This is a genomic window from Massilia oculi, from assembly GCF_017582745.1.
Lineage (GTDB): Bacteria > Pseudomonadota > Gammaproteobacteria > Burkholderiales > Burkholderiaceae_D > Telluria > Telluria oculi_A.
This window is the reverse complement of the sequence record NZ_JAFVIM010000014.1, coordinates 99,368-115,148: the sequence shown is the minus strand read 5'-3', so window position 1 is coordinate 115,148 and position 15,781 is coordinate 99,368. Positions and strand designations below refer to the sequence as shown.

Annotated in this window: 12 protein-coding genes; all 12 read left to right on the top strand. The window is 65.6% G+C overall.

Annotation, left to right across the window (positions count from 1 at the left end; all coding sequences use genetic code 11):
* The first annotated feature begins 34 nt into the window (after positions 1-34).
* The 12 genes from J3U95_RS17130 (at position 35) to truB (ending at position 15,746) form a co-directional block, all read left to right on the top strand.
* Positions 35-973 (top strand): ABC transporter permease, encoded by a 939-nt coding sequence (locus tag J3U95_RS17130; RefSeq protein WP_208279878.1) that lies wholly within the window; start codon positions 35-37, stop codon positions 971-973.
* Entirely contained in the window at positions 970-2,001 is a 1,032-nt protein-coding gene (locus J3U95_RS17125; RefSeq protein ID WP_208279877.1) for an ABC transporter permease, read from the top strand. The genes J3U95_RS17130 and J3U95_RS17125 overlap by 4 nt, the downstream gene beginning before the upstream one ends.
* Positions 1,998-3,698, top strand: a complete 1,701-nt coding sequence (locus J3U95_RS17120; RefSeq protein WP_229519890.1) for an ABC transporter ATP-binding protein — start codon at positions 1,998-2,000, stop codon at positions 3,696-3,698. Before J3U95_RS17125 ends, J3U95_RS17120 begins: the two co-directional genes overlap by 4 nt.
* Before the next feature lie 91 nt (positions 3,699-3,789).
* On the top strand, positions 3,790-4,734 hold the full coding sequence (locus tag J3U95_RS17115) for a VTT domain-containing protein (protein ID WP_208279876.1): 945 nt from the start codon (positions 3,790-3,792) through the stop codon (positions 4,732-4,734).
* Between the two features lie 191 nt (positions 4,735-4,925).
* A complete protein-coding gene (locus J3U95_RS17110) occupies positions 4,926-5,939 on the top strand; it encodes a glucokinase (RefSeq protein ID WP_208279875.1) in 1,014 nt (337 codons plus the stop codon).
* 418 nt (positions 5,940-6,357) lie between these two features.
* Complete coding sequence (scpB, locus tag J3U95_RS17105; protein ID WP_109344784.1) at positions 6,358-7,098, top strand: SMC-Scp complex subunit ScpB; 741 nt, start codon at positions 6,358-6,360, stop codon at positions 7,096-7,098.
* A complete protein-coding gene (rluB, locus tag J3U95_RS17100; RefSeq protein WP_208279874.1) occupies positions 7,085-9,034 on the top strand; it encodes a 23S rRNA pseudouridine(2605) synthase RluB in 1,950 nt (649 codons plus the stop codon). The genes scpB and rluB overlap by 14 nt, the downstream gene beginning before the upstream one ends.
* Before the next feature lie 315 nt (positions 9,035-9,349).
* Positions 9,350-9,838, top strand: a complete 489-nt coding sequence (rimP, locus tag J3U95_RS17095; RefSeq protein WP_005668553.1) for a ribosome maturation factor RimP — start codon at positions 9,350-9,352, stop codon at positions 9,836-9,838.
* Positions 9,835-11,400, top strand: coding sequence for a transcription termination factor NusA (gene nusA / locus J3U95_RS17090; protein WP_005668556.1), 1,566 nt, complete (start codon positions 9,835-9,837; stop codon positions 11,398-11,400). The genes rimP and nusA overlap by 4 nt, the downstream gene beginning before the upstream one ends.
* 44 nt (positions 11,401-11,444) lie before the next feature.
* The gene (gene infB / locus J3U95_RS17085; RefSeq protein ID WP_208279873.1) at positions 11,445-14,279 is read left to right on the top strand and encodes a translation initiation factor IF-2; all 2,835 of its coding nucleotides are present in this window, start codon (positions 11,445-11,447) and stop codon (positions 14,277-14,279) included.
* Between the two features lie 124 nt (positions 14,280-14,403).
* Complete coding sequence (gene rbfA, locus J3U95_RS17080) at positions 14,404-14,823, top strand: 30S ribosome-binding factor RbfA (RefSeq protein WP_208279872.1); 420 nt, start codon at positions 14,404-14,406, stop codon at positions 14,821-14,823.
* Positions 14,820-15,746: a tRNA pseudouridine(55) synthase TruB gene (gene truB, locus J3U95_RS17075; RefSeq protein WP_208279871.1), complete on the top strand. Its 927-nt coding sequence runs from the start codon at positions 14,820-14,822 to the stop codon at positions 15,744-15,746. The genes rbfA and truB overlap by 4 nt, the downstream gene beginning before the upstream one ends.
* Positions 15,747-15,781: the final 35 nt, after the last annotated feature.

The following is a 15,781-nucleotide window of genomic DNA, read 5'->3' as shown; positions in this document are numbered from 1 at the left end:
GCCCGTTCGCCCAATCCGCAAATTCGGGAGTGCGATGTTCGCTTATGTCTTGCGACGCCTTTGGCAGATGCTGCCGACGATGGCCGGCGTCGTGCTGCTGGTGTTTTTCCTGTTCAACTGGGTCGGCGGGGATCCCGCCTACCTCCTGGCGGGCAAGATGGCCGACGCGGGAGCGATCGAGAACATCCGGCGCCAGCTCGGCACCGACCAGCCCTATACCGTGCAGCTGTGGATCTTCGTCAAGCAGATCCTGACCTTCGACTTCGGCAATGCCTGGAGCACGGGCGAGCCGGTGTCCCACATCATCGCCAGCCGCCTGGGGCCGTCGCTCACGGTCCTGATTCCGCTCACCGTGCTGGAAACCGTGTTCGGCATCGCGCTGGCGCTGGCGATCGCCTTCGTGCGCGGCTCGCTGACCGACCGCGCCGTGATGGTCGCCTGCACGGTCGGGATGTCGATCTCGATCCTGGTCTATATCATCGTGTTCCAGTACGTCTTCGCCTACCAGCTGGGGCTGTTTCCGGTCCAGGGCTGGGGCAATAGCCTGGGCGAGAACCTGCTGCGCTATGCGCTGCTGCCGATCGTCATCGGCCTGGCGGTCTCGATCGCGCCGACCCTGCGCCTGTACCGCAGCTTCGTGCTCGACGAGGCAGGGCAGGACTATGTGCGCACCGCGCGCGCCAAGGGTTTGCCGGAGGGGCGTATCGTCTGGGTCCACGTGCTGCGCAATGCCGCCATCCCGATCATCACCCACGTGATGGCCAACCTGCCGGCGCTGCTGATCGGCGCCTTCCTGCTCGAACGTTTCTTCGGCATTCCCGGCATCGGCCGCGAAGTGATCCTGGCCGTCGAACGCAGCGACTTCCCGGTGATCAAGGCGATCACGGTCTACGTGGCCGCCGCGACCATGGTGTTCAACCTGCTGGCCGACCTGCTGTACCAGGCGGTCGATCCCCGCGTGCAGCTCAAATGACCATGACGACCATGCACATGACCATGCAAGCGCGTTCGCCCGGATTGTGGGCGCTCGCCTGGCGGCGCCTCTGCGCCGACCGCGTCGGGATGGCGGCGCTGGCCGTCGTCGCCGCTTTCCTGCTGCTGGTGCTGGCTTCCAGCATGGGTCTGGTGGCCAGTGATTGGGAAGAAGAGGTGGCGGTCAATTATGCGCCGCCCACCTTCGTCGGCGCCGACGCCACGGCGCGCGCGCTGGCACAAGCCCAGTTGCCGCGCGCCACGCCGCCGAACGCCTTCGATCCGCTGGCGCTTGATCTGGCCGAGCTCGAGGCGCAGGTGGCGCAGACCCATCCGCCGGTGGAAAAGCGCACCACCTTGCCGTTCGGCGCCGACAAATGGGGCCATGACATCGTCAAGAAAACCATCAAGGGCGGCGAGACCTCGATCGTGGTGGGCCTGGTGGCGGCCCTGCTGGCGGTGACGCTGGGCACCCTGTTCGGCGCCGTCTCGGGCTTCTATGGCGGCTGGGTCGACGACCTGTTCAACTGGTTCTACAGCATCTTCACGGCGATCCCTTCGATCCTCATGATCCTGACCGTGGCCGCCGTGCTCCAGCAAAAAGGCGTCGCCACCATCGTGCTGATCCTCGGCCTGACCGGCTGGACCGGGCCCTATCGCCTGATGCGCGCCGAATACATCAAGCACGGCGCGCGCGAATACGTGATGGCGGCGGATGCCATCGGCGCTTCCGGTTGGCAGCGCATGTTCGGCCACATCCTGCCCAATGTCTCGCACGTGGCGCTGGTGCAGATGTCGATCCTGGTGGTGGGTTTCATCAAGGCCGAGGTGATCCTGTCGTTCCTGGGCTTTGGCGTGCCGGTCGGCACCGTTTCCTGGGGCAGCATGCTCAACGAGGCACAAAACGAACTGATCCTCGGCAAATGGTGGCAGCTGGCGGCCGCCGCCGGCGCGATGGCGCTGCTGGTGACGAGCTTCTCGTTGTTCGCCGATGCGCTGCGCGACGCGCTGGACCCCAAGATTAAATGACCCTCACTATGACCCAGGAACCGTTGCTGCAAGTGCGTGACCTGCGCATTGCCTTTCGCACCGACAAGCACAACACCTTCGAGGCTTTGAGGGGCATCTCGTTCGACGTGCCGGCGACGGGCACGGTGGCGCTGGTGGGCGAGTCCGGCAGCGGCAAGTCGGTCAGCTCGATGGCCGTGATGGGCCTGCTGCCGGCGCAGACCACCATCGTCGATCCTGGTTCCAGCATCCGCTTCGCCGGCCGCGAACTGCTCGGCCTGCCCTTGCGCGAACGGCGCGCGCTGTGCGGCAAGGACATCGCGATGATCTTCCAGGAGCCGATGTCCTCGCTCAACCCGGTGTTCACGGTCGGTTTCCAGATCGGCGAAGTCCTGCGCCTGCACATGGGCATGACGAAGCGTGCGGCGCGCGCGCGCACCCTGGAATTGCTGCACGAAGTCGGCATTCCCGAACCCGAGCGCAAGATCGACGCCTACCCGAGCCAGATGTCGGGCGGCCAGCAGCAGCGGGTGATGATCGCGATGGCGATCGCCTGCGAGCCGCGCCTCCTGATCGCCGACGAGCCGACCACGGCGCTGGACGTGACGATCCAGAAGCAGATCATGGACCTGATCGCGCGCCTGCAGCGCGAGCGCCGCATGGCGGTGCTGTTCATTACCCACGACCTGGGCCTGGTGGGCGAGATCGCCGACCGCGTGATCGTGATGCGCCACGGCGAGGTGCGCGAGGAGGGCGCGGCCAGCCAGGTGTTCGGGGCGCCGGCCGACGCGTATACGAAGGCCTTGCTGCATTGCCGGCCGTCGCTCGACGTAAGGCCGCTGCGCCTGCCGGTGATCGACGATGTGCTGAGCGGTCGCATCGAGCCCGACGGGGCACCGGTGCAGCGCGTGCGCGGCACGACGCCGGACGACGAGCCGGTGCTGGTGGTGAATAACCTGGCCAAGAGCTTCTGGCTGCGCGACGGCCTGTTCGGCAAGCGCGAATTCAAGGCGGTCAAGGACGTCTCCTTCACCCTGGGCCGCGGCAAGACCCTGGGCGTGGTGGGCGAGTCGGGGTCGGGCAAGACCACGGTGGGCCTGACCCTGCTGCGCCTGCACCGCGCGAGCGGTGGCTCGGCGCTGTTCGAGGGGCGCGACCTGCTGGCCATGTCCGACCGCGAATACCAGGCCTATAAACGCCGGATCCAGATCATCTTCCAGAATCCCTATGCCTCGCTCAATCCGCGTTTTACGGTGGGCCAGATCTTGCTGGAACCGATGCGCATCCATGGCATCGGCGCCAATGAGATGGAGCGCGCGGCGCTGGCGCGCCAGCTGCTGGGGCGGGTGGGCCTGCCGGACGCCGCCTATGGCCGCTATCCGCACGAGTTCTCGGGCGGCCAGCGCCAGCGCATCGCGATCGCGCGCTGCCTGACCATGCGGCCCGAGATCCTGGTGTGCGACGAATCGGTGTCGGCGCTCGACGTCTCGGTGCAGGCCCAGGTGCTGAACCTGTTGCAAGACCTGCAGGATGAATATGGCATGAGCTATATCTTCATCTCGCACGACCTGTCGGTGGTCAAGTACATCTCGGACCAGGTGATGGTGATGCACCACGGCAGCGTGGTCGAGATGGCGGATTCCGACGCGTTGTATCGCGATCCGCAGCATCCGTATACGCGCTCGCTGCTGGCGGCGATTCCACGTGGCGTCTTGTAAAAACCGCTCATCCGCCCCTGGCGTTGCGCTTACGCCAAAAGGAATAGGGGGTGTTCCTGTGCCGACCACACAATTGCGCTAATATACAAAAATGCCCCAGCTAGCCGAACTCCTCCAAGTCTATGGCGTGCTGATCGTGTTCGGCATCGTCCTCGTCGAACAGTTCGGTCTGCCCATACCCGCCTACCCGGTCCTGATCGTGGCCGGCGCGCTCTCGGTCACCGCCGACGTGAGCTGGCAACTGGTATGGATGGCGGCCATCCTGGCCTGCCTGATCTGCGACGCCTTCTGGTTCCGCGCCGGCCGCTTCTACGGCAAGCGCATCCTGCGGCTGCTGTGCAAGATTTCGCTGTCCCCCGATTCCTGCGTCAACCAGACCGAAGACCGCTTCAGCAAGTTCGGCGTCAAGTCGCTGCTGGTGTCCAAGTTCATCCCCGGCTTCAACACCATCGCGGCGCCGCTGTCGGGCGCGATGGGCGTCAACCCGCGCCTGTTCCTGCTGTATGCGGTGAGCGGCGCGGCGCTCTGGAGCGGCACCGGCATCCTGCTCGGCGTCTGGTTCCACAACAGCGTCGACGGCGTGCTCGATACGCTCTCGACCATGGGCAGCACGGCGCTGACCATCGTGGCCGGCCTGCTGGCCCTGTTCATCGCCTTCAAGTATGCCGAGCGCCGCCGCCACCGCTCGCGCAGCGCGATCGAGCGCATCGACATCGACGAGGTGCTGGCCCTGATCGACGCCGGCCATGATCCGGTGATCATCGATGCGCGCAGCCTGAGCGCGCAACAGATGGAAGCGGCGATCCCGGGCGCCGTGATCTTCAAGGCTTGCCAGCCCGAACACCTGATGGCCTCGCTCGACCGCGACCGCCACATCGTCGTCTATTGCAGCTGTCCGGACGACGTCACCGCCGCCGAAGTGGCGCGCCAGTTCATGGCCAACGGTTTCCACCGCGCCCGGCCGCTCAAGGGCGGGCTCGACGCCTGGAACGCCCAGCGCGGCAACGATCCCGAGCTCGATCCGGCGACCTGCTGAGCGGCATGCCGGCCGGCAGGCGGCCCGACTCACTCCGTCTTGTTAAAAAGTAGTTCTACTACGCCCGCATGGGTCGGTGGTCGGGTGTCCGCATCCGTTTTGTTGTGGGGTATGTACCTAAACTACAGAAAACACTTGTCGTCAGGGCAAAGAATTTAGTAAGCTTGGGCGTCTCTTCTACGCGTACCACCATGACTGCCTCCCCGCTCAGCCCGTCCACCGACCACTTCCACCGCGGCGGCGCCCGCCTGCTCGCCGACATCGGCGGCACCAACTGCCGCTTCGTGCTGGAGCTGGGGCCGGGCCGGCTCGAGGCGGTCGCGGTGCTGCCTTGCGCCGACCATGCCACCCTGGGCGAGGCCATGCGCGCCTACCTGGGCAGCGCGGCGGTCAAGGCTTTCTGCGCGGCGCCGATCCGCCATGCCGCGATCGCCATCGCCAACCCGGTGAACGGCGACTATGTGCGCATGACCAATCATCACTGGGAATTCTCCACTGAAGCCTTGCGGCAAGAATGCGGTTTCGAGATCCTGCTGGTGGTCAATGATTTCTCGGCATTGGCGCGTTCGCTGCCGCACCTGGGCGAGCAAAAACGCCAGGTGGGCGGTGGCGCGCCGCAGCCGGATGCGGCGCTGGGCCTGCTGGGCGCCGGCACCGGCCTCGGCGTCTCCGGCCTGGTGCCGTGCGGCGACAGCTGGACCGCGCTGCGCAGCGAAGGCGGCCACGTCAGCTTCGCTCCCGTGAACGAGCAGGAAATCGCGATCCTGCAATATGCCTGGCGCGAATTCGAACACGTCTCGTTCGAGCGCTTCCTGTCCGGCGCCGGCGTCGAGCTCATCTACCGCGCGCTGGCCGACCGCGCCGGCCGCCCCGGCGAGCGCCTCGGCGCCGCCGAGATCTCGCGCCGCGCGCTCGCCGGCGAATGCGCGCTGTGCGACGACGTCCTGGAAGCCTTCTGCGGCATGCTCGGCACCGTGGCCGGCAACCTGGCCGTCACCCTGGGCGCCCAGGGCGGCGTGTACATCGGCGGCGGCATCGTGCCGCGCCTCGGCGAGCGCTTCGACCGTTCCTCGTTCCGCCGCCGCTTCGAACAGAAGGGGCGTTTCGCCGGCTACCTGGCCGACGTGCCGACCTATGTGATCACCGCCGAGTACCCCGCATTCCTTGGCGTATCGGCGATTTTGTCGGAAAAACTGTCCGACTGACGCAAATAGGCGCGCATCGCAGCGCCGCCCCCTTGTCCGCTGCGGGGTTTTATCGGTTACAATGGCCGCCAGTTGGAAGAAACGACGTCGTCCGCTCGCGTGCCGCACTCTCTTGCCAAACAAGTCGCTCCCCGGCGGCGCCCCGATCGCGGGCGTGCCTAAGAGATAGAGTTCCGCCGAGTTCCACGTTTCGCAATGAAGATCAACTAGCGGCCCGTCGCGCAGGCGGGTTGCCCCTGGCGGGTTCCTTGCCCGCCATGTAATAGCTCCGGCACTCAGCGCGCCGGGCCCACGGATTCCGGTTTCAGGCAGCAGAGCGCAGGCAGGCCCGGCGCATGGCACGCGGGCATGCGCGCCAGTCGCATCGATGCTGTCCCGACCCCGATTGGCCGAATTGTTTGATTGACGACATCGCGATATGAATACTGACGAGGCCAAGAGAGTCCTCGAAACCGCCTTGCTATGCGCCCGCGAGCCGATGTCGATCCACGGCATGAAGAAACTCTTCGCCGAGGTCGACGCGCAAGGACGGCAGGTTGGCGCCGGCGTCGGCGCCGATACGATCAAGATCTTGCTGGAAGAACTGCGCCAGGATTGGGATGGGCGCGGCATCGAGATCGTCAGCCTGGCGTCGGGCTGGCGGTTCCAGAGCCGTCCCGAGATGAAGCCCTACCTCGACCGCCTGTCGCCCGAAAAGCCGCCCAAGTACTCGCGAGCGACGCTGGAAACGCTGGCGATCATTGCCTACCGCCAGCCGGTCACGCGCGGCGACATCGAAGAGATCCGTGGCGTCGCGGTCAATTCGCAGACCATCAAGATGCTGGAAGACCGCGGCTGGATCGACGTCGTCGGGCACCGCGAAGTGGTGGGGCGGCCGGCGCTGCTGGGCACCACGCGCCAGTTCCTGGACGACCTGGGCCTGGCGGCGCTGTCCCAGCTGCCGCCGTTGCAGCCGCTGGCCGAAGGCCCCGACAGCCGCAGCCTGGAAGCCCTCGAGGCGGCATTGAATGACAATTTTGACAAGGTGGATGCTTCCGCATCTGCCGATGAACCAGATTTAGCTACTTCACCCGTTGAAGTTCCGATCCGCGACACGCTTGATGACGGGATTGCCGAGGCGGGTCAGCACAATAAAGACACGAACGATGAACCCAACTGAACAAAACGAGACCAAGCCTGTGGACGCAGGCGAGCCAGCAGCAGCCAAGCCGAAGCGTACGCGCAAGGCGGCTGCCGTTGCCGACACCGCGCCGGTCGAGGCCGTCGTGGCCGACGCGCCGGCCAAGCCGAAGCGCACCCGCAAGGCGGCCGTCGCCGCCGAGCCGGTGAGCGCCGAGCCGGCCGCGCCTGCGCCAGCCCTTGACGCGCCTGCGCCGAAGGCCCGCAAGCCGCGCGCCACCAAGGCCGCGAAAGAAGAGTCGGTCGCAGCCGCGGCAGCCGAAGCGCCGGCCGCGGTCGAAGCCGCTCCGGCCCAGGAAGCGCGCAAGCCGCGCGGCCCGCGCCAGATGCGCGAAAAGCGCGCCGAGCGCGAAGCGCTGCAGCAGGCCGCCGCGCCGGCTGTCGCCGAGCAAGCCGCTCCGGCGCCCGAGGCTGGCGCTCAGCCCGCGCCGGAAGACGGGCAGGAAGGTAAACAAGATGCGCGCGGCCGCGGCCAGCACAAGCAGGGCAAGCGCGGCCAGCAAGGCGGCCGTCCGGGCCAGCAAAGCGCTCGCCCGACCGAAGGTGGACGTCCGGCCAAGCAGATCGGCCGCGGCGGCAAGCAACAGCCGCAGGGCAGGGGCGGCAAGCAGCAGCCGGGCAACGAAGCCGACAATGTGTTTTCCTTCGTGACGTCGAGCGACTTCGACGCCAACGACGGCGCGCGCGGCAACGCCCAGGCGAAACCGGTGCGCCGCGACCTGACCGCCGACGACGATGCGCCGAAGCTGCACAAGGTGCTGGCCGAGGCCGGCCTGGGTTCGCGCCGCGACATGGAAGAGCTGATCGTCGCCGGCCGCGTCTCGGTCAATGGCGAGCCGGCCCATATCGGCCAGCGCATCCTGCCGACCGACGCGGTCCGCATTAATGGCAAGCTGATCCAGCGCCGCGTGAGCAGCAAGCCGCCGCGCGTGCTGGTCTACCACAAGCCGGCCGGCGAGATCGTCAGCCATGACGATCCGGAAGGCCGTCCATCGGTGTTCGACCGCCTGCCGACGATGAAGGCAGGCAAGTGGCTGGCCGTCGGCCGCCTCGACTTCAATACCGAAGGCCTGCTGCTGTTTACGACCTCGGGCGACTTGGCCAACCGGCTGATGCACCCGCGCTACAATATCGACCGCGAGTACGCGGTGCGCACCCTGGGCGAGCTCGAAGAAGGCATGCGCCAGAAGCTGCTGTCCGGCGTGGAGCTGGACGACGGCAAGGCCGCGTTCTCGAAGATCCAGAACGGCGGCGGCGAAGGCATCAACCGCTGGTATCGCGTGGTGATCGGCGAGGGCCGCAACCGCGAGGTGCGCCGCATGTTCGAGGCGGTCGGCCTGACCGTCTCGCGCCTGATCCGTACCCGCTACGGCGCCATGACCCTGCCGACCGGCCTCAAGCGCGGTCGCTGGGAAGAGCTGGAAGAAAACGACGTGCGCGCCCTGATGACGGCCTTCGGCGTCGAGAAGAAGGGCGGCGCCGCCGACAAGCAGGTCAAGGGCGGCGCCAAGGCCAAGGGTGGCCGGGGTGACGGCAATCGCGGCGTCGACCGCAGCGATGGCAACCGCATCGACCGTGCCGACGCCAACCGCAACGTCGATCCCTTCGGTCCGCCGGTGGCGCGCGTCGGCGCGGCGCGCGGCCAGGGCATCCTGAACGGTCCAGTGCCTGCAGGCAAGCCAGCCGGCGGCCGCCAGGGCGGTTTCGGCGGCCAGGGTGGCCAGGGCGGCGGCAAGGGCCGCGGCGCCAACGCCTTTGGCGGCAAGGGCGGTGGCGGTGGCGGCAGCGGTCGTCCGCGCCAGCCGGACCCGCTGCAGACCACCTTCGGCTTCGCCGGCACCGGCGGCGGCCGTCGCGGCGGCCAGGGCCCGCGCGGCTCGGAGCACGGCCTGCCGCGCCGCGGTCGTCGCGGCTGAGCACCATGCATGACCGGCCTGTGCAAGTGCGCAGGTCGGACGCGCTCCCGAAGAACGGCGTAAAATGTTTCGCAGCCCATGGCAACCTGCCAACTGTTGTTTAAAATCTCATTTGTGGTATGGCGATTGCGAGCGAGTCGGAAAAGCAGTATAATTTGCAGCCTAATCGAAGTCCTTCCCGAACGTTGTATCCGCGAGTCGTGATGCGCGTGAACTGGTGCAAGTGCTTTCATCTGGTTGGGTTGTAAGTACAAAAAGATGGGCAGATGCCCATTTTTTTTTTGGTAAATCGTTTTAAAGCCCTGGAGAAGTGCCGTGCAGCAGTTTGACTTAATCGCCACGACAGTCAGTGGACTCGGCTATGACCTCGTCGATGTGGAGCGAGGCGAGCGCGGGATCCTGCGTGTATACATCGATTTCCCGGCTGCCGACGCGGACGAAAAGGGCCCGATCACGGTCGAGGATTGCGCCAAGGTGAGCCACCAGCTGTCGCACGTGCTGACCGTGGAAAACGTCGATTACGAACGATTGGAAATTTCGTCGCCGGGCCTCGACCGCCCGGTACGGACCCTCGCCGATTTTGCGCGCTTCGCCGGCCATGAGTGCACGGTCAAGCTGCGCGTCGCGGTGCCGGGCAGCGCGAACCGGAAAACCTATACCGGTATCCTGCGCGGCGTCGAGAACGACAAGGTCGGTTTGGAATTTGACAGTAAAGATGGCCCGGCGTTGATGGAATTTACGCTGGCCGAATTGGACAAGGCACGTTTGGTGCCACAGGTGGATTTTAGGAGTCGCAAAGCATGAGTCGCGAAATTTTATTGCTGGTGGATGCGCTTGCGCGCGAAAAGAACGTCGACAAGGAAGTCGTTTTCGGTGCGCTCGAGTTCGCGCTGGCACAGGCCACGAAGAAGCGCTATGAAGGCGAAGTCGACATTCGCGTGTCGATCGATCGCGACACCGGCGAATTCGAGACTTTCCGCCGCTGGCACGTGGTGCCGGATGAAGCGGGCCTGCAGCTGCCTGACCAGGAAATCCTGCACTTCGAAGCCAAGGAGCAAATCCCTGACATCGAAGTCGACGAGTACATCGAAGAGCCGATCGAGTCGGTCGAGTTCGGCCGTCGTTTTGCCCAGGACACCAAGCAGGTCGTGCTGCAGCGCGTGCGCGATGCCGAGCGCGAGCAGATCCTGCAAGACTTTTTGGAGCGCGGCGATTCGCTGGTGACCGGCACCATCAAGCGCATGGAGCGCGGCGATGCGATCGTCGAGTCGGGCAAGATCGAGGCGCGCCTGCCGCGCGACCAGATGATCCCGAAAGAAAACCTGCGCATCGGCGACCGCGTGCGCGCTTTCATCCTGCGCGTGGACCGCAATATGCGCGGCCCGCAGGTGATCCTGTCGCGCACTGCGCCAGAGTTCATCATGAAGCTGTTCGAACTCGAAGTGCCAGAGATCGAACAAGGTCTGCTGCAGATCAAATCGGCGGCCCGTGACGCCGGCGTGCGCGCCAAGATCGCCGTGTTCACGGCCGACAAGCGCATCGACCCGATCGGCACCTGCGTCGGCATGCGCGGTTCGCGCGTGCAGGCCGTGACCGGCGAGCTGGGCGGCGAGCGCGTGGACATCGTGCTGTGGTCGGACGATCCGGCCCAGTTCGTGATCGGCGCCCTGGCTCCTGCGAACGTTTCGTCGATCATGGTTGACGAAGAAAAGCACGCGATGGACGTGGTCGTGGACGAGGAAAACCTGGCCATCGCGATCGGCCGTTCGGGCCAGAACGTGCGCCTGGCGTCCGAGCTGACCGGCTGGAAGATCAACATCATGACCGCCGAAGAATCGGCGAACAAGGTGGCGCAAGAAACGGCCGCGATCCGCGCGCTGTTCATGGAAAAACTGGACGTCGACCAGGAAGTGGCCGATATCCTGGTTGAAGAAGGCTTCTCGAGCCTGGAAGAAATCGCATACGTGCCAATTTCCGAGATGCTGGAAATTGAATCGTTCGACGAAGACACCGTCAACGAACTGCGCACCCGCGCCCGTGACGCGCTGGTGACCGAGGCGATCGCTTCCGAGGAAGGTCTCGAAGGCATGGAAGAAGCTCTGGTCAATCTGGAAGGCATGGACCGTACCGTTGCCGGCAAGCTTGGCCTGGCTGGCATCAAGACGGTCGAAGCATTCGCGGCACTGGCCTATGACGAATTCGGCGCCATCCTGGCGTTGTCGTCGGACCGCGCCCGCGACCTGATCAAGAGTGAATTTAATGATGTGACCGACGACGAGATGAAACTGGTCGATAGCAAGTACGACGACCGGGCGAAAGCACTGCAGGCGAAAGCCTGGAGCCTGGCTGAAACGGCCAAGGCTTGAGCATTTCTTTATCATCTGTCGCGACACGTAGAAAAGAGGACTGAATGGCGAGTAACAACGTAGCCCAATTTGCCACCGAGCTGAAGATGCCTGCAGACCTGCTGCTGACCCAGCTGCGTTCGGCCGGCGTCGAGAAAAGCTCGACGTCAGATCCCTTGTCGAAAGATGATAAGGACAAGCTGCTGAACCATCTGCGCCGTACCCACGGCGCCGCCGATACCGGCGAGAAGAAGAAGATCACGGTGACGCGCAAGGAAACCAGCGAAATCAAGCAAGCTGATTCGTCGGGCAAATCGCGCACCATCCAGGTCGAAGTCCGCAAGAAGCGCACCTTCGTGCAGCGCGACGACCTGGTCACGACCAAGGCGCCAGAGGAGCCGGTGATCGACGCCGCCGAACAGGCGCGCCGCGAGGAAGAATCGCGCCGCCAGGCCGAGCTGATCGCCCGCCAAGAGGCCGATCTGCGCGAGAAGCAGGAACGCCTGGCCAAGCTGGAAGCCGAAGAAAAGGCTCAAGCCAAGGCGGCTGAAGAGCAGGCCAAGCGCGAAGCCGAGGAACAGGCCAAGCGCGACGCCGCCGAGAAGGCCGCCGCCGCCGCTGCCGCCAAGGAAGCTGCCGCTGCCGGCAAGGATGCCGCTGCTGGCGCCGACGAGGCCGCCAAGAAGGCCGCCGACGACGCCAAGGCCGCCAAGGAGGCCGCCGCCAAGGAAGCCGCCGAACGCGCTGCCGCCACCGAGCGTGCACGCAAGGCCGTGGCCGACGAAGTGGCGCAGATCAAGCTCATGATGAGCCAGCCACGCCGCGTGATCAAGGCGCCGGAACCGGCGCCGAAGCCAGCGGCGCCGGCCGCTGCCGCCGGTACGCTGCACAAGCCTGCGGACAAGAAGCCGGGCGAAGTCAAGAAGGACGACGCCAAGAAGCCGGGCGACAAGAAGTCGATCAAGTCGGCCAATGTGTCGTCGACCTGGTCGGACGACGCCAAGAAGCGTGGCGGCCAGGGTCTCAAGACCCGTGGCGCACCTGCAGGCGGCGGCCGTGACGGCTGGCGCAGCGGTGGCCGTGGCGGCCGTCGCGGTCATGGCGACGATCGTGAATCGAACTTCCAGGCGCCTACCGAGGCGATCGTGAAGGACGTGCACGTCCCGGAGACCATCACGGTTGCGGAACTGGCGCACAAGATGTCGGTCAAGGCATCCGAGGTCATCAAGCAGCTGATGAAGCTGGGCCAGATGTGCACCATCAATCAGGTGCTGGATCAAGAGACCGCGATGATCCTGGTGGAAGAGATGGGCCACAAGGCCTTCGCCGCCGCCGAGGACGACCCGGAAGCGATCCTGGCCGACCAGGGCGAGCACACCGAGTTCGAATCGGTGCCGCGTGCGCCGGTCGTGACCGTCATGGGCCACGTCGACCACGGCAAGACCTCGCTGCTGGACTACATCCGCCGCGCCAAGGTGGCGTCGGGCGAAGCCGGCGGCATTACCCAGCACATCGGTGCTTACCACGTGGATACCCCGCGCGGCATGATCACCTTCCTGGATACCCCGGGCCACGAGGCGTTCACCGCGATGCGTGCCCGCGGCGCGAAAGCGACCGACATCGTCATCCTGGTGGTGGCGGCCGACGACGGCGTGATGCCGCAGACGAAAGAGGCGATCGCTCACGCGAAAGCCGCCGGCGTGCCGCTGGTCGTCGCGATCAACAAGATCGACAAGCAGGGCGCCAACCCGGATCGCGTGACCCAGGAACTGGTCGCCGAAGGCGTGGTGCCTGAAGAATACGGTGGCGAGTCGCCATTCGTGCCAGTGTCGGCGAAAGTCGGCACCGGCATCGACGACCTGCTCGAGAACGTGCTGCTGCAGGCCGAAGTGCTGGAACTGAAGGCGCCGACCGAATCGCTGGCCCGTGGCCTGGTGGTCGAAGCCCGTCTGGACAAGGGCCGCGGCCCGGTCGCGACGATCCTGGTGCAGTCGGGCACCCTGAAGCGCGGCGACGTCGTGCTGGCGGGTTCCTCATTTGGTCGAGTCAGGGCGATGCTGGACGAGAACGGCAAATCGATCGCCTCGGCCGGTCCGTCGATTCCGGTCGAGATCCAGGGCCTGACCGAAGTGCCGAGCGCCGGTGAAGAAGTGATGGTCATGGCCGACGAGCGCAAGGCGCGTGAAATCGCCCTGTTCCGTCAAGGCAAGTTCCGTGACGTGAAGCTGGCCAAGCAGCAAGCCGCGAAGCTGGAAAACATGTTCGAGCAGATGGCCGAGGGCGAGGTGAAGAACCTGCCGCTGATCGTCAAGACCGACGTGCAGGGTTCGCAGGAAGCGCTGGTCGGCTCGCTGCAGAAGCTGTCGACCTCGGAAGTGCGCGTGCAGGTCGTCCATGCGGCGGTCGGCGGCATCACCGAGTCGGACGTCAACCTGGCGACCGCATCGAAGGCAGTCATCATCGGCTTCAACGCCCGTGCGGACGCCCAGGCGCGCAAGCTGGCCGAGGCGAACGGCGTCGACATCCGTTACTACAGCATCATTTACGATGCGATCGACGAGATCAAGACCGCACTGTCGGGCATGCTGGCGCCGGAGAAGCGCGAGACCGTCACCGGCCAGGTCGAGATTCGCCAGGTCATCCTGGTGTCGAAGGTCGGCGCGATCGCGGGCTGCCTGGTCACCGATGGCGTGGTCAAGCGTACCTCCTCGGTCCGCCTGCTGCGCAACAACATCGTGATCTGGACCGGCGAGATCGATTCGCTGAAACGCTTCAAGGACGATGCGAAAGAAGTGCGCGCCGGCCTCGAGTGCGGTCTGTCGCTGAAGGGCAACAACGAAATCCAGGTCGGCGACGTCCTGGAGGTGTTCGAAGTCACCGAAGTGGCGCGTACGCTGTAAGCCACGCCGTTGGCGTACCATGGGGGCCAGGACGCTTCGCGGCAATGCCGCGGGGGCCTGGCCTTTTTTCCGTCAGGCCCCCGACCTGAGTACGGAATAGAAGCTAAAGAACAAGCAAGACATTATGGCCAAACACAGTAAAAGCATCCCACAGCGCGGCCTGCGCGTGGCCGACCAGATCCAGAAGGACTTGTCGGAACTCATCGCCTTCGAACTGAAGGACCCGCGTGTCGGCATGGTCACCATCAGCGAAGTCCAGCTGACCCCTGACTATGCCCACGCCAAGATCTATTTCACCCTGCTCAAGGACAGCGCGGAAGAAGTGCGCCAGACGCTGGAGGGCCTGACGAAGGCCTCCGGCTACCTGCGCAATATGCTGGGCAAGCGCCTGCACATCCATACGCTGCCGTCGCTGCACTTCGTGCACGACACCTCGACCGTGCGCGGCATGCAGATGTCGGCCCTGATCGACCAGGCCAATGCGACGCGCGCCAAGGACGATCCCGAATCGCCGGAAGCAGCCGACCCGGCGGAGAAAGAGTGAACGGACGTCCCGCACGAAAGCCGCGTGACCTGGTCGACGGCGTGCTGCTGCTCGACAAGCCGGTCGGCCTGTCGTCGAACGACGCCCTCATCAAGGCCAAGCGCGTCCTGAACGCGAAGAAGGCCGGCCACACCGGCACGCTCGACCCGTTCGCCACCGGCTTGCTGCCGCTGTGCTTCGGCGAAGCGACCAAGTTCTCGCAAGACCTGCTCGAGGCCGACAAGACCTATGAGGCCACGGTCCACCTGGGCATCATGACGAATACGGGCGACACCGAGGGCGAGGCCATCGAGACCCTGCCGGTCGACGTCACCGTGGAGCAGATCGAGGCGGCGCTGGCGCGTTTCCGCGGTCCGATCCAGCAGGTGCCGCCGATGTACTCTGCGCTCAAGCGCGACGGCAAGGCCCTGTATGAATATGCGCGCGAGGGCATCACGCTCGAGCGCGAGGCGCGGCCGGTGACCATTCACGCGCTGTCGATGATCGATTACCAGGCGCCATTCCTGAAGATCCGCGTCACCTGCAGCAAGGGCACCTATGTGCGCGTGCTGGGCGAGGACATCGGCGCCGCGCTCGGCTGCGGCGCGCACCTGAACGCGCTGCGCCGGATCGAGGTCGGTGCGCTCGACGTCACGGGCATGATCACGCTGGACGAGCTGCTGGCGCACCCGGATCCGCGCTCGCTGCTGCGGCCGGTCGATGCCTTGCTGTCGACCTTCCCGTCGATCGAACTGAACGCCGAACTGGCCAGACGTTTCCTGCAAGGCCAACGCCTGGCGCTCGGCAAGGAAGACGTCGCCGTGCCGGAACAGCAGGGCAGGGTGCGCATCTACCACGACGGCCGCCTGCTCGGCACCGGCCAGCTGGGCGAGTACGCCATCCTGGCGCCGGAGCGCCTGATCTCGACCGCGCCGGCCGCCTGATCCGTTTCTGGCGCGCATGTCACGCGGCTGTCACG

Excerpts from the sequence above, each read along its gene's own strand:
- infB (WP_208279873.1), top strand. The coding sequence starts at position 11,445 with ATGGCGAGTAACAACGTAGCCCAATTTGCCACCGAGCTGAAGATGCCT.
- J3U95_RS17130 (WP_208279878.1), top strand. The coding sequence starts at position 35 with ATGTTCGCTTATGTCTTGCGACGCCTTTGGCAGATGCTGCCGACGATG.
- J3U95_RS17125 (WP_208279877.1), top strand. The coding sequence starts at position 970 with ATGACCATGACGACCATGCACATGACCATGCAAGCGCGTTCGCCCGGA.
- rluB (WP_208279874.1), top strand. The coding sequence starts at position 7,085 with ATGAACCCAACTGAACAAAACGAGACCAAGCCTGTGGACGCAGGCGAG.
- J3U95_RS17110 (WP_208279875.1), top strand. The coding sequence starts at position 4,926 with ATGACTGCCTCCCCGCTCAGCCCGTCCACCGACCACTTCCACCGCGGC.
- nusA (WP_005668556.1), top strand. The coding sequence starts at position 9,835 with ATGAGTCGCGAAATTTTATTGCTGGTGGATGCGCTTGCGCGCGAAAAG.
- rbfA (WP_208279872.1), top strand. The coding sequence starts at position 14,404 with ATGGCCAAACACAGTAAAAGCATCCCACAGCGCGGCCTGCGCGTGGCC.
- J3U95_RS17115 (WP_208279876.1), top strand. The coding sequence starts at position 3,790 with ATGCCCCAGCTAGCCGAACTCCTCCAAGTCTATGGCGTGCTGATCGTG.
- J3U95_RS17120 (WP_229519890.1), top strand. The coding sequence starts at position 1,998 with ATGACCCTCACTATGACCCAGGAACCGTTGCTGCAAGTGCGTGACCTG.
- scpB (WP_109344784.1), top strand. The coding sequence starts at position 6,358 with ATGAATACTGACGAGGCCAAGAGAGTCCTCGAAACCGCCTTGCTATGC.